11 protein-coding genes are annotated in these 11,824 nt (G+C 72.9%); 3 read left to right on the plus strand and 8 right to left on the minus strand.

What is annotated here, in order from left to right:
- Positions 1–7 precede the first annotated feature (7 nt).
- Positions 8–1,975, minus strand: a complete 1,968-nt coding sequence (locus HNR57_RS36035) for a heavy metal translocating P-type ATPase (RefSeq protein WP_184567054.1) — start codon at positions 1,973–1,975, stop codon at positions 8–10.
- Positions 1,976–2,177: 202 nt separating this feature from the next.
- On the opposite strand from HNR57_RS36035, the gene HNR57_RS36040 reads away from it, so the two are divergent.
- Complete coding sequence (locus tag HNR57_RS36040; RefSeq protein ID WP_184567056.1) at positions 2,178–3,827, plus strand: PucR family transcriptional regulator; 1,650 nt, start codon at positions 2,178–2,180, stop codon at positions 3,825–3,827.
- Between the two features lie 195 nt (positions 3,828–4,022).
- On the opposite strand, the gene paaE is transcribed toward HNR57_RS36040, so the two are convergent.
- From paaE to paaA, 5 genes are read right to left on the minus strand one after another with little or no spacing between them, the layout of a single operon-like run.
- Positions 4,023–5,138: a 1,2-phenylacetyl-CoA epoxidase subunit PaaE gene (gene paaE, locus HNR57_RS36045; RefSeq protein WP_246555330.1), complete on the minus strand. Its 1,116-nt coding sequence runs from the start codon at positions 5,136–5,138 to the stop codon at positions 4,023–4,025.
- Positions 5,138–5,653: a 1,2-phenylacetyl-CoA epoxidase subunit PaaD gene (gene paaD / locus HNR57_RS36050; RefSeq protein WP_184567058.1), complete on the minus strand. Its 516-nt coding sequence runs from the start codon at positions 5,651–5,653 to the stop codon at positions 5,138–5,140. The genes paaE and paaD overlap by 1 nt, the downstream gene beginning before the upstream one ends.
- A complete protein-coding gene (gene paaC, locus HNR57_RS36055) occupies positions 5,647–6,474 on the minus strand; it encodes a 1,2-phenylacetyl-CoA epoxidase subunit PaaC (protein WP_184567060.1) in 828 nt (275 codons plus the stop codon). The genes paaD and paaC overlap by 7 nt, the downstream gene beginning before the upstream one ends.
- A 10-nt stretch (positions 6,475–6,484) precedes the next feature.
- A complete protein-coding gene (gene paaB / locus HNR57_RS36060) occupies positions 6,485–6,778 on the minus strand; it encodes a 1,2-phenylacetyl-CoA epoxidase subunit PaaB (protein ID WP_031142175.1) in 294 nt (97 codons plus the stop codon).
- Positions 6,775–7,761, minus strand: coding sequence for a 1,2-phenylacetyl-CoA epoxidase subunit PaaA (gene paaA, locus HNR57_RS36065; protein ID WP_184567062.1), 987 nt, complete (start codon positions 7,759–7,761; stop codon positions 6,775–6,777). Before paaA ends, paaB begins: the two co-directional genes overlap by 4 nt.
- A 158-nt stretch (positions 7,762–7,919) precedes the next feature.
- Here paaA and paaI point away from each other — a divergent pair, with 158 nt between their 5' ends.
- Positions 7,920–8,348 carry a hydroxyphenylacetyl-CoA thioesterase PaaI gene (gene paaI / locus HNR57_RS36070; protein WP_184567064.1) on the plus strand — a complete coding sequence of 143 codons (429 nt, stop codon included), beginning with the start codon at positions 7,920–7,922 and terminating at the stop codon, positions 8,346–8,348.
- Positions 8,345–9,703, plus strand: a complete 1,359-nt coding sequence (gene paaK / locus HNR57_RS36075; RefSeq protein ID WP_184567066.1) for a phenylacetate--CoA ligase PaaK — start codon at positions 8,345–8,347, stop codon at positions 9,701–9,703. Before paaI ends, paaK begins: the two co-directional genes overlap by 4 nt.
- A gap of 22 nt (positions 9,704–9,725) precedes the next feature.
- Here paaK and HNR57_RS36080 read toward each other — a convergent pair whose 3' ends face one another.
- Entirely contained in the window at positions 9,726–10,937 is a 1,212-nt protein-coding gene (locus HNR57_RS36080) for a PP2C family protein-serine/threonine phosphatase (RefSeq protein ID WP_184567068.1), read from the minus strand.
- A gap of 114 nt (positions 10,938–11,051) precedes the next feature.
- Positions 11,052–11,810 carry an IclR family transcriptional regulator gene (locus HNR57_RS36085; protein WP_184567070.1) on the minus strand — a complete coding sequence of 253 codons (759 nt, stop codon included), beginning with the start codon at positions 11,808–11,810 and terminating at the stop codon, positions 11,052–11,054.
- Positions 11,811–11,824: the final 14 nt, after the last annotated feature.

An 11,824-nucleotide genomic window follows, 5' to 3' on the forward strand; every position in this document is an offset into this window, starting at 1 on the left:
GCGTTCGTCAGCCGTTCCCCTCGGCGGCGGCCCGCTGCCAGGCTCCTTCCCTCAGCAGCCGCAGCCCGTTCAGGCCGACCAGGACCGTGGAGCCCTCGTGGCCCGCGACGCCCAGCGGCAGCGGCAGGTTCCCGGCCAGGTCCCAGATGACGAGACCGGCGATGAACACCCCCGCGATGACGAGGTTCTGCACGACCAGCCTGCGGGCGCGGCGGGACAGGGCGACGGTGGCGGGCACCGCGGCGAGTTCGTCGCGCACGATGACGGCGTCCGCCGTCTCCAGGGCCAGGTCGGATCCGGCCCGGCCCATGGCGATGCCGGTGTGCGCGGCGGCCAGGGCGGGTGCGTCGTTGACGCCGTCCCCGACGACCAGCACCTTGCGGCCCGCGCCCTCCATCTCCTGGACGGCGGCCAGCTTGTCCTGCGGCAGCAGCCCGGCGCGCACGTCGTCGATGCCGGCCTCGACGGCGAGATGCGCGGCGGCACGGGGGTTGTCGCCGGTGAGGAGTACCGGGGCGGTGCCGGTGAGGCTGGCAAGGGCGGCGACCGTGGCGGCGGCGTCCGGGCGCAGCCGGTCGGCGATGCCGAGGAGTCCGGCGGGGGTGCCGTCGACCACGACCAGGACGGCGGTGCGGCCGGACTCCTCCAGTTCCGCGGCGGCGCCGGGGGTGTCCTCCAGCAGCCGGGCCGGTGCGCCCACCGCGACCGTGCGGCCGCCGACGACGGCGGTGACGCCGACGCCGGGCGCGGAGGTGAAGTCCTCCGCGCCGGGCAGGCCGGGGCCGCGCTCGCGGGCCGCGTCCACCACCGCCCTGGCCAGCGGATGCTCACTGGGCCGCTCGGCGGCGGCCGCCAGCGTCAGCAACTCCTCCTCGTCCAGGCCGGATCCGGGCAGCGGCCGCACGTCGGTGACGCGGGGGCTGCCCTCGGTGAGCGTGCCGGTCTTGTCCAGGGCGACCGCGTCCACCTGGCCGATCCGCTCCATCACCACGGCCGACTTCACGAGCACGCCGTGCCGTCCGGCGTTGGCGATGGCCGACAGCAGCGGCGGCATGGTGGCCAGCACGACCGCGCACGGGGAGGCGACGATCATGAACGTCATGGCCCGCAGCAGCGCGTCGGTGAGCTGTTCGCCGAAGGCGATCGGCACCAGGAAGACGGCGAGGGTCGCGGCCACCATGCCGAGCGAGTAGCGCTGTTCGACCTTCTCGATGAACAGCTGCGTGGGCGCCTTGGTCTCGGACGCCTCCTGCACCATGCGCACGATGCGGGCGATCACCGAGTCGGAGGCGTCGCGCTCCACCCGGATCCTGAGAGCGCCGGTGCCGTTGAGAGTGCCGGCGAAGACCTCGTCGCCGCGCTCCTTCGGGACGGGCAGCGGCTCGCCGGTGATGGTCGCCTGGTCCACCTCGCTCGCCCCGTCGAGCACCCGGCCGTCTGCGCCGACGCGCTCCCCGGGGCGTACGAGGACGGTGTCGCCGACCTCCAGCTCCTCGACGGACACGGCCTGTTCACCGCCGTCGGGGCTCAGCCGGGTGGCCGTGGCGGGGGCCAGGTCGAGCAGGCCGCGGACGGAGTCGGCGGTGCGGGCCGTGGCCAGGGCCTCCAGCGCGCCGGACGTGGCGAAGATGACGATGAGCAGGGCACCGTCCATCACCTGCCCGATGGATGCGGCGCCCAGGGCGGCCACGACCATCAGCAGGTCGACGTCGAGGGTGCGTTCCTTCAGCGCCTTGAGCCCTTCCCAGCCCGGCTCCCAGCCGCCCGTCACGTACGACAGGGCGTACAGCGGCCCCCAGGTCCAGGCCGGGGCGCCGGTCAGCTGCAAGGGCAGGGCGAGCAGGAAGAAGGCGGTGGCCGCGGCGGCCCAGCGTGCCTCGGGGAGCGCGAGGACGCGGGTACGCCGCCGGGCCACCGCCCCGGGGCGCTCGGGCTTCGTCCGTTCGACCGGCTGCGGCGTGAGGGTGGAGGTCATCAGGGGTCCTTCTGGCGGGGGCGCGTCGGCGCCCCACCATACAGGAACACATGAAGACTCATTCATGCCTTCATGTGGCAGCCGTGTCGCGACACAGGTCCCGGGGTCATCGCACGGGCACGGCCACGTACTGGTACTCCAGGACAGCTCTTGCGCAGGTCAGCACCGCTTGTCAGAGTGACCGGGCACGCAGGGAGGCACCGTGAACGATCACCCCCCGACGGCCGGCCGCGACTCCGCCCCGGCCGGTCGCGCACCGACTCTCGCCGACGTCCTCGCCCTGCCGGTGCTGGCCGCCGGACAGCCCCAGGTGGTCACGGGCGTGACCGAGCTGGGCCGGCCGGTGCGCTGGGTGCACATCACCGAGCTCACGGACCCTGCCTCCTTCCTCAAGGGCGGCGAGCTGGTCCTGACCACGGGCATGCCGCTGCCCGAGGACACCGCGGGTGTCCGCCGGTACGTCGACGAACTCACCGAGGTGGGAGCGGCCGCCCTGGTCATCGAACTCGTACGCCGCTACCACCGGCCGCCCGACGCCCTCGTGCAGGCCTGCCGGGCCCGGGGGCTCCCCCTGGTCACCCTCGCCCGGGACGTCAACTTCCTGGAGGTCACGCAGGTCGTGCACGCGCTGATCCTCGGCAACCAGGCCGACGCGATGCGGCGGACCCAGCGGATCCACGAGGCGTTCACGGCGCTGACGTTGCGCGGGGCGGGGCCGGAGGACGTGGTGCGCGCGGCCGCGGAGATGAGCGGCCGGACGGTCGTGCTGGAGAACCTGGCGCACCAGGCGCTGATCTGCGAACCCTCGGGAAGCACGGTGGAGCAGGCGCTCGGGGGCTGGGAGCAGCGCTCCCGGGCGGCCGAGCCGGGCGACCGCACCGAGGTGGGCGGCCCGGAGGACTGGCTCACCGCGCCCGTCTCCTACCAGGGCGAACGCTGGGGGCGTCTGGTCATGCTGCCCGCCGACGGGCCGGCTTTCGGGCCGGAGCACGTCACCGTCCTGGAACGGACGGCGATGGCCCTGACCGTGGCCCGGCTCATCCACTCCACCCCGTGGGAGCACACGGCCCACCGCAACGCCCTGCGCGAGCTGGCGGAGCAGCGGCACCACTCCGCCGAGGACCTCCGGGCCCGCTGCGCCGCGCTGGGTCTGCCCACGGAGGCCGGTGTCTTCCTGGCCGTCCTCGTGGATCCGGGACCGGGCGGGGCGGGCGCCGAGCCGGAGACCCGGATGCACCGGGAGCTGCGGTCGGCCGGGATCCCGGCCCTGGTCGGCGAACTGTCCCCGCGCCGCCTCGGCGTCCTGCTGGCCCTGCGTCCTGACCAGCCCTGGCGGCCCGTGGCCGAACGCCTCAGCCGGACCGCGCTGGCACTGGCGCCGGAGGCGATCGTCGGAGTCGGCTCGGAGGTGGCGGATCTCGCCGACACCGCACGCTCGTTCCGGGAGGCGGCCCGGGTCATAGAGGCCACCCCGCCCGGCCAGCCCCTCCCCGCGGACCGTTCCTTCCACGAGCTGCCGGACATCGGCCTGCGCCGGCTGCTGTACGCGCTGCGCGAGGACACCCGGATCCAGGACTACACGGAACGCCTGCTGGGCCGGCTCATCGACCACGACACCCGGCACGGCACCGACCTGCTGGCGACCCTGGGCCACTACCTCGACGCCGCCGGCAACAAGACCACGGCGGCCCGTCGCGGTGGCCTGTCCAGGGAGACCCTGTACCAGCGCCTTCGCATGGTCGAACGCCTCCTCGACACCGACCTCGAATCCGGCGACCGGCGCACCGAACTCCATGTGGCCCTCACGGCGTTGCGGGTCCTGCGCGCGGACCGGGGACCGCACTCCCTGTAACGCTTTGTCCGTCCCGTTCCAGGAACGAGTGAGAGGCACCTGTCGACGGGAAGGGGACATCGGTGGACGACGCGGAACGGTGACGGAGTGGGCCTGCTGCGGCAGTCGGCGACCCGCGGCTCTTCGAGGAGTTCCACCGGCGTCATGTCGACGAGGCCAGGCCTGCGGCCGCAGGCCGGCCCGCCCTCCGCGGGCTCAGGTGTCGAAGTCCACCGTCAACGCTTCGGACACCGGGAACGTCTGGCACGTGAGGACGTAGCCCGCGTCGACCTCGGACGGTTCGAGGGCGAAGTTGCGGCGCATGTCGGCCTTGCCGCCGGTGACCAGGGCGCGGCAGGTGCCGCAGACTCCGCCCTTGCAGGCGAAGGGCAGGTCGGGGCGGGTCTGCTGGGCGCCTTCAAGGAGGGTGCGGTCGCGGGGCAGGGGGGCGGTGGTGGAGCGGCCGTCGAGGGTGACGGTGACCTGGCTGACCGGGCCGGAAGGGCCGGTCTCGGCGTGCCGGACCTCGCGGACCGGCTCGTCGTCGGCGTAGAAGAGCTCCTGGTGGACGCGGTCGGCGGGGACGCCGAGGCCGGTCAGGACCTGCTGGGCGGCGCGCACCATGCCGTGCGGGCCGCACAGCCACCAGTGGTCGGCGGACTCCACGTCGACCAGCGCGTCGACGAGCGCGGAGAGCCGCTCGGCGTCGAGGCGGCCGGAGAGCACCTCGGCCTCGCGGGGCTCGCGGGAGAGGACGTGTGCGAGCTGGAACCGCGCCGGGTAGAGGTCCTTCAGGTCGGCGAGTTCGTCGGCGAACATCACCGTGCCCGTGCGGCGGTTGCCGTAGAGGAGGGTGACGGTCGAGCGGGGGTCGGCGGCTAGGACGGACTCGGCGATGGAGACCATGGGGGTGATGCCGGAGCCCGCGGCGATCAGGACGTGGTGGCCGTGGGCGGTGAGATCTGGGGTGAAGGCACCGGTGGGTGCCATCACCTCGACGGTGTCGCCGGGGCGTACGTCGTTCACCAGCCAGGAGGAGAACAGGCCGCCCGGCACCACGCGGACGCCGATGCGCGGCGCGGTGCCGGCGGGGGCGCAGATCGAGTACGAGCGGCGCTCGTCCCGGCCGTCGATGTCGCGCCGCAGGGTGAGTGACTGGCCGGGCGCGAAGGTGAACTCCTCGGCCAGCTCGGCCGGGATGTCGAAGCTCACGGCTGCCGCGTCCTCGCACAGCGGCTGCACGGCGGCGACCCGCAGGGGGTGGAAGACCGGACGCCGGCGGACACGCGCGCGTGCCGCCGGGACGGGGGCCGGCTCCATCAGGTCCTCCATCAGATCTCCTTGAGGTACTCGAACGGCTCGCGGCAGGCGAGGCAGCGCCACAGTGACTTGCAGGACGTGGCGCCGAAGCGGGAGGTCTCCTCGGTGTCCGGGTGACCGCAGCGGGGGCAGGGCACCGAGCGGCGGGTCGGCGACAGCACGAGCGGAACCGGACCGGTGGTGCGCGCGGGCGCGGTGCCGGGCGGGGCGATACCGTGCTCGGCGAGCTTGCGCCGGCCGGCGGCCGTGATCCAGTCACTGCTCCACGGCGGGTCGAGGACCGTGCGGATCTCCACACGCGCGTATCCCGCCTCGCGCAGCCGGGCGGCCACGCCCGCGCGCATCTCCGCCATCGCCGGACAGCCCGAGTAGGTGGGGGTCAGGCTCGCGACCACCGTGCCGTCCTCGGTCAGTGCCACCTCCCGCAGCACTCCGAGGTCGGCCAGGGTGAGCATGGGCAGTTCGGGGTCGGGCACCTGCTCGGCGATGTGCCGGGCCCGTCGCGCGTCCAGGAGTGCCGTCACCATGTCGCCCCCGGGTGGGCCCGGGCCACTCCCTGCAACTCGGCGAGCAGCGGGGCGAGGTGCTCGGTGTGCTCCCCGGTGCGGCCCGAGCCGGGCAGCGGGCGGTAGACGGGCATGGGCAGCCCGGCCGCCTCCGTGACCTGGCGGAGGACAGCGACGACCTCGTCGCGCACGTCGTACGCCGTGAACAGCTCGCCCAGGTAGGGCGCCACCTGCTCCTGCGCCTTGCGCATCCGGCGGTGCGACTCCTCGGTGCCGTCGCCGAGGCGCACGGCCCACTCAGCCGCGTACTGGCGGTGGTAGGCCAGCTCCTTGACGCCCTTGGCGGCGATCGCCGCGAGCACCGGGTCGCCGTGTGCGGTGAGCCGCTCGAAGTGCGCGAGGCGCCAGCTGGCGAGGACCAGCAGCCGCACGATGGAGAACGCGAAGTCACCGTTGGGGAGTTCGGCGAGGCGTACGTTGCGGAACTCGCCGGCGTCGCGGAAGTAGGCGTAGGCGTCCTCGTCACGGCCGGTGCCGTCGGCCTGGCCCGCGCGGGAGTACAGCAGGCGGGCCTGGCCGAGCAGGTCGAGCCCGATGTTGGCCAGCGCCACCTCCTCCTCCAGCTCGGGGGCGCGCGTGGTCCACTCGGCCAGCCGCTGGGCGGAGACCAGGGCGTCGTCGGCCAGGGTCACGCACAGATCCGCCAGCCCGGCGGCGTCGACGCCCTCGGGCACGGTGGTGTCCACGCCGTGCAGGGGGTCCTCGAAACCGGTGCCGTAGGCCCAGCGGGTGTCGTCCTCATGGCCCTCGGCGAGGGTCATGTAGACGTGGTCGTCGCTCATGCCCTGTCCTTCAGATGTGGGGGACGTCGTCGGGGATGTCGTAGAAGGTCGGGTGCCGGTAGACCTTGTCGGCGCTGGGCTCGAAGAAGGGGTCCTTCTCGTCGCGCGTGGAGGCGGCGATGTGCTCGGAGCGCACGACCCAGATGGAGACGCCCTCGTTGCGCCGGGTGTAGAGGTCGCGGGCGTGGGTGAGCGCCATGCGGTCGTCGGCGGCGTGCAGCGAGCCCACGTGGACGTGGTTCAGGCCGCGCTTGCCCCGCACGAACACCTCGTACAGCGGCCAGTCCTGCTTGTCGGCGGTCATGCCACCGCTCCCTTCGGCTCGCGGGCGGCCTGCTTGGCGGCGTGGGCGGTGGCCGCCTCGCGCACCCAGGAGCCCTCCTCGTGGGCCGTGCGGCGCCGTTCCATCCGCTGGTCGTTGCACGGGCCGTCGCCCTTGATGACCCGCATCAGCTCGTCCCAGTCGGGCGTGCCGAAGTCGTGGTGGCCCCGCTCCTCGTTCCAGCGCAGCTCCGGGTCGGGGAGCGTGACGCCGAGCTTCTCGGCCTGCGGGACGGTCATGTCGACGAACCGCCGGCGCAGTTCGTCGTTGCTGTGCCGCTTGATCTTCCATGCCATGGACTGCGCGGAGTTGGGCGAGGCGTCGTCGGGCGGGCCGAACATCATCAGCGACGGCCACCACCAGCGGTTCACGGCGTCCTGCACCATCTCGCGCTGCTCCCGGGTGCCGCGCATCATCGTCATCAGCAGCTCGTAGCCCTGCCGCTGGTGGAACGATTCCTCCTTGCAGATCCGCACCATGGCGCGCGCGTACGGCCCGTACGAGGAGCGGCACAGCGGCACCTGGTTGCAGATCGCGGCGCCGTCCACGAACCAGCCGATCACGCCGACGTCCGCGAAGCTCAGCGTCGGGTAGTTGAAGATCGACGAGTACTTCTGGCGGCCCTCGATCAGGCGCCCGGTCAGGTCGGCGCGGTCGGCGCCCAGGGTCTCGGCCGCCGAGTAGAGGTAGAGCCCGTGTCCGGCCTCGTCCTGGACCTTGGCGAAGAGAATGGCCTTGCGGCGCAGCGACGGGGCTCGGGTGATCCACTCGCCCTCCGGCTGCATGCCGATGATCTCCGAGTGCGCGTGCTGCGCGATCTGCCGGATCAGTGTCCTGCGGTAGCCCTCCGGCATCCAGTCACGCGGCTCGATCCGCTGGTCCCGCGCGATCGTCGCGTCGAAGTGCTGCTGGAGAACCGGCTCGGCGCCGTCCGTCTCCGCAGGGCTGGAGCGTGTCGTGTTCATCCGTCCCCCTTCCCAACCGACCATTCGTTCGGTCCATGGTAGGACAAGCCGGCGCGCCTTGGTAAGACCCTGACCCTTGACAGTCACCGGGGCTGCTGGATTACTGGGCAGCGCCAAACTAACCGAATGGTCGGTCGGGCTACAAGGTGGTGCGAGACATGACCCATACCGCTGACGCGACGCCGGCCGCGGAGGCGATGTTCGCCGCGGACCGGGCTTCTCGCGGGCTCGGGATCGAGCTGCTGGTGCATGGCGAAGGGACCGCCGTGCTGCGGATGACCGTGACCCCCGCGATGGTGAACGGCCACGGGATCGCCCACGGCGGCTACGTCTTCCTGCTCGCCGACAGTGCCTTCGCCTGTGCGTGCAACAGCCACGGCCCGGTGACCGTCGCGGCCGGGGCGGACATCACCTTCGTGGCCCCGGCGCACGAGGGCGACGTGCTCGTGGCACGGGCCGAGGAGCGCGTGCGCTACGGCCGCAGCGGCGTCTACGACGTGAGCGTCCGGCGGGGCGACGAGGTGATAGCGGAGTTCCGGGGCCGCAGCCGCAGCATCGGGAGCACGAGGCCGGAGGAGTCGGCATGACCAGGGAAGCGGACACCGCGACGGATTTCGCGGTCACGGCCGGCCCGCGGCGCGGCGAGCCCCTCCCCCACGACCTGCTCGACGACGGGGAGCGCCTGACGCGTGAGCAGCTGCGCGAGCTCCAGCTCGACCGCCTGCGCCGCAGCCTGCGGCACGCCTACGACAACGTGGAGGCGTACCGGAAGAAGTTCGACGCGGCCGGGGTCTCCCCCGACGACTGCCGCTCGCTGGAGGACCTGGCCCGCTTCCCCTTCACCACGAAGGCCGACCTGCGGGACACCTACCCGTTCGGGATGTTCGCCGTCCCCATGGACCAGGTGCGGCGCGTGCACGCCTCCAGCGGGACCACCGGCCGCCCCACGGTGGTGGGCTACACGGAGAACGACCTGTCGATGTGGGCGGACCTCGTCGCCCGCTCGATCCGCGCCGCCGGCGGGCGCCCGGGCCACAAGGTGCACATCTCCTACGGCTACGGACTCTTCACCGGCGGGCTCGGCGCGCACTACGGCGCTGAGCGCGCGGGTTGTCTGGTGATCCCGGCCTCCGGCGGCATGACCGCGCGCCAGGTGCAGATCATCCAGGACTTCCGGCCCGAGATCATCATGGTCACCCCGTCGTACATGCTCACCCTGCTCGACGAGTTCGAGCGTCAGGGCATCGACCCGCGCGGCAGCAGCCTGCGCATCGGCATCTTCGGCGCCGAGCCGTGGACGGAAGAGATGCGCCGCGAGATCGAGGAGCGGACGGGCATCCACGCCGTCGACATATACGGCCTGTCCGAGGTGATCGGTCCCGGTGTCGCCCAGGAGTGCGTGGAGACCAAGGACGGGCTGCACGTGTGGGAGGACCACTTCTACCCCGAGGTCGTCGACCCGGTCACGGGTGAGGTGCTGCCCGAGGGCGAGGAAGGCGAGCTGGTCTTCACGTCCCTGACCAAGGAGGCCCTGCCGGTCGTCCGCTACCGCACCCGCGATCTGACCCGGCTGCTCCCCGGCACGGCCCGGCCCGCCTTCCGCCGCATCCGGAAGATCACCGGCCGCTGCGACGACATGATCATCCTGCGCGGGGTGAACGTCTTCCCCAGCCAGATCGAGGAGATCGTGCTGCGCACGCCCGGCGTCGCCCCGCACTTCCAGATCCAGCTGACCCGGCGCGGCCGCCTGGACCACATGACCGTGCGCGTCGAGACCCGCCCCGGCACCGGCCCCGGGCAGCGCGAAGCCGCGGCGGGGGCGATCGCCAAGGCCGTCAAGGACGGCATCGGCATCACCGCCGACGTGACGGTCGTCGAGCCGGAGACCCTGGAACGCTCCGTGGGCAAGATCCGCCGGGTGAAGGATCTGCGCGAGGCGTGAGCCGCCGGGGCCCCGGCGGCTCTCAGGGGCAGCACTTCACCTCGGACGGCCGGGCGGTGGGGCCGGGGTGGCCCGTCGCGGAGGCCACCGCCGGGCCGGCGGCCGGTTTGCGGATCAGGAGCAGGGCCGCGTCGTCGTGCAGCCGGCCGCCCACATGGGCCAGGAGTTCGTCGTGCAGGGCGTCGAGGGTGCGCGCCGGCTCCTGGGAGACGTGGCGTTCCAGCCCTTCGGCGAGCGGGTAGAAGGCCTGTCCGCCGTCGCGGGCCTCGGTGACCCCGTCGGTGTAGAGCAGCAGTTGGTCGCCGTCGGCGAAGGGCAGCGTCTGCAGCCCGGGCGTGTGGCCCGCGAGCGCGCGCAGACCGAGCGGCGGGGCCGGGAGCGGGGGCTCCACGGCGCTTATGCTCCCGGAGGCGCTGACCAGCAGCGGAGGCGCGTGCCCGCAGTTCACGACCTCCAGGTGCCCGTCCCGCGGGTACCCGGCGACCACGGCGGTGACGAAGTCGTCGTGTCCGAGGTTGCGCGCGAGGCTCCGCTCGATGCGCTCGACCACGGCGAGGAGATCGGGCTCGTCGTGGGCGGCTTCCCGGAAGACACCGAGCACCAGCGCCGCGGTGCCCACGGCCGGAAGCCCCTTGCCACGCACGTCGCCGACGATCAGCCGGACGCCGTGCGGGGTGGGTATCAGCGCGTACAGGTCCCCGCCGATCCGGGCCTCGGCCGCAGCCGCGCTGTAGCGGACGGCCGCCTGGAACGGCCCGACCGTCGCCGGCACCGGTTTGAGCAGCGCGTGCTGGGCGGTCTCCGCGACCGAGCGGACGGCGGCGAGCACCCGTTCCCGCCGCCCTCGCAGGACGCTGGAAAGGCCACTCGCGAGGGTGACCGTCACCAGGGCCGCCAGCACGGCGGTCAGCTCCCGGCCCGGCACACCGTCCCGGACCCCGAGCAGGGCGCCGAGCAGCGCGGTGAGGAAACCGGCCCAGAAGACACCGCGCGGCCCATTGGTCGTCGCCGCCAGAGCGGGACCGGCCACGAGCAGGGGCAGCCAGATCATCCCGGCACCGTCGGCGAGGCCGGAGAGCACGACGACGCAGACGACCAGCGCGGGCAGGGCGGGCGTGGCGGCGGCCAGCTGCGCGAGTGCGCGTCTGCGGGCCGACCTCCTGGCACCGGCCACTCGGACGCTGAACGGCCGTGCCGGCCGGTGACCGTCACCAAGGTCTCGCGCATGGCTCATGTCGCTATCGATGTCCTCACCTGTGAACGGGGCGCGAGGCTCGGGAGCGCCCACGGAATGTCCGGTTTCATCCAGAAAACGGGGTGAGCCGGGGCACGGGCAAGGAGAGGATTTTCAGATAGTGAGCGACAGGCCCCTCGTCACGCGGCTCGCGGTCGGGAGCAGCCGTTCGCGGATCTCCGGCAGCCGGGAGAGCCGGTTCGACGGCAGTGAGACGCCGAGGGAGCCGATGGTGTCCCCGCTGTAGACCGGGACGGCGACGCAGACCGTGCCGAGGGAGTACTCCTCCAGGTCCGTGATGGCCGGGGCCATCGGCGGGGCCTCCAGTCGCCGGAGCAGTTCCGGGAGGCTGGTGATGGTCCGCGGGGTGAGGTCGGCGAGGTGGTGGCGGGAGAGGTAGTCCCGGCGGGCCTCCTCGTCCAGTTCGCGCAGGACGGACTTGCCCAGCGCGGTGGCGTGCCCCGCGTCCTCGAATCCCACCCAGAGGTCGACGCGCGGTGTTCCGGGGCCGTCGACGATCTCCGCGACCCGGATCTCGCCCTCCTCGTAGAAGGTGAGGTAGGCGGCGGTGGCGAGTTCGTCCCGCAGGGCGGCGAGGGTGGGCCGGACGCGGCTGAGCAGCGCCTGCGCACGCCCTGTGGACTGCAGGGTCTGGAGCTTGTCGCCGAGGATGAAGCCGCCGTCGTCCAGTTTGCGCACGTACCCGTCGTGCACGAGGGTCCGCAGCAGGTGATAGGCGGTGGCCAGGGGCAGACCGGTCTCGCGCGCCAGCTGCTTGGCCGGCGCGCCGGTCTCGTGCGCGCTCACCGCCTCCAGCAGCCGCATGGCCCGCTGGACGGAGTTGATGAGCGTTGGGCCGTCTTGCGCACCCATACGAACAGCGTGCG

It is taken from the genome of Streptomyces paradoxus (genome assembly GCF_014202475.1).
In the GTDB taxonomy this organism is placed as follows: domain Bacteria; phylum Actinomycetota; class Actinomycetes; order Streptomycetales; family Streptomycetaceae; genus Streptomyces; species Streptomyces paradoxus.

What these genes read in the sequence shown, in the direction of transcription:
- HNR57_RS36035 (WP_184567054.1), bottom strand. Translation starts at nt 1,975, where the DNA reads ATGACCTCCACCCTCACGCCGCAGCCGGTCGAACGGACGAAGCCCGAG.
- paaE (WP_246555330.1), bottom strand. Translation starts at nt 5,138, where the DNA reads ATGGAGGACCTGATGGAGCCGGCCCCCGTCCCGGCGGCACGCGCGCGT.
- paaD (WP_184567058.1), bottom strand. Translation starts at nt 5,653, where the DNA reads ATGGTGACGGCACTCCTGGACGCGCGACGGGCCCGGCACATCGCCGAG.
- paaC (WP_184567060.1), bottom strand. Translation starts at nt 6,474, where the DNA reads ATGAGCGACGACCACGTCTACATGACCCTCGCCGAGGGCCATGAGGAC.
- paaB (WP_031142175.1), bottom strand. Translation starts at nt 6,778, where the DNA reads ATGACCGCCGACAAGCAGGACTGGCCGCTGTACGAGGTGTTCGTGCGG.
- paaA (WP_184567062.1), bottom strand. Translation starts at nt 7,761, where the DNA reads ATGAACACGACACGCTCCAGCCCTGCGGAGACGGACGGCGCCGAGCCG.
- paaI (WP_184567064.1), top strand. Translation starts at nt 7,920, where the DNA reads ATGACCCATACCGCTGACGCGACGCCGGCCGCGGAGGCGATGTTCGCC.
- paaK (WP_184567066.1), top strand. Translation starts at nt 8,345, where the DNA reads ATGACCAGGGAAGCGGACACCGCGACGGATTTCGCGGTCACGGCCGGC.
- HNR57_RS36080 (WP_184567068.1), bottom strand. Translation starts at nt 10,937, where the DNA reads ATGAGCCATGCGCGAGACCTTGGTGACGGTCACCGGCCGGCACGGCCG.
- HNR57_RS36085 (WP_184567070.1), bottom strand. Translation starts at nt 11,810, where the DNA reads ATGGGTGCGCAAGACGGCCCAACGCTCATCAACTCCGTCCAGCGGGCC.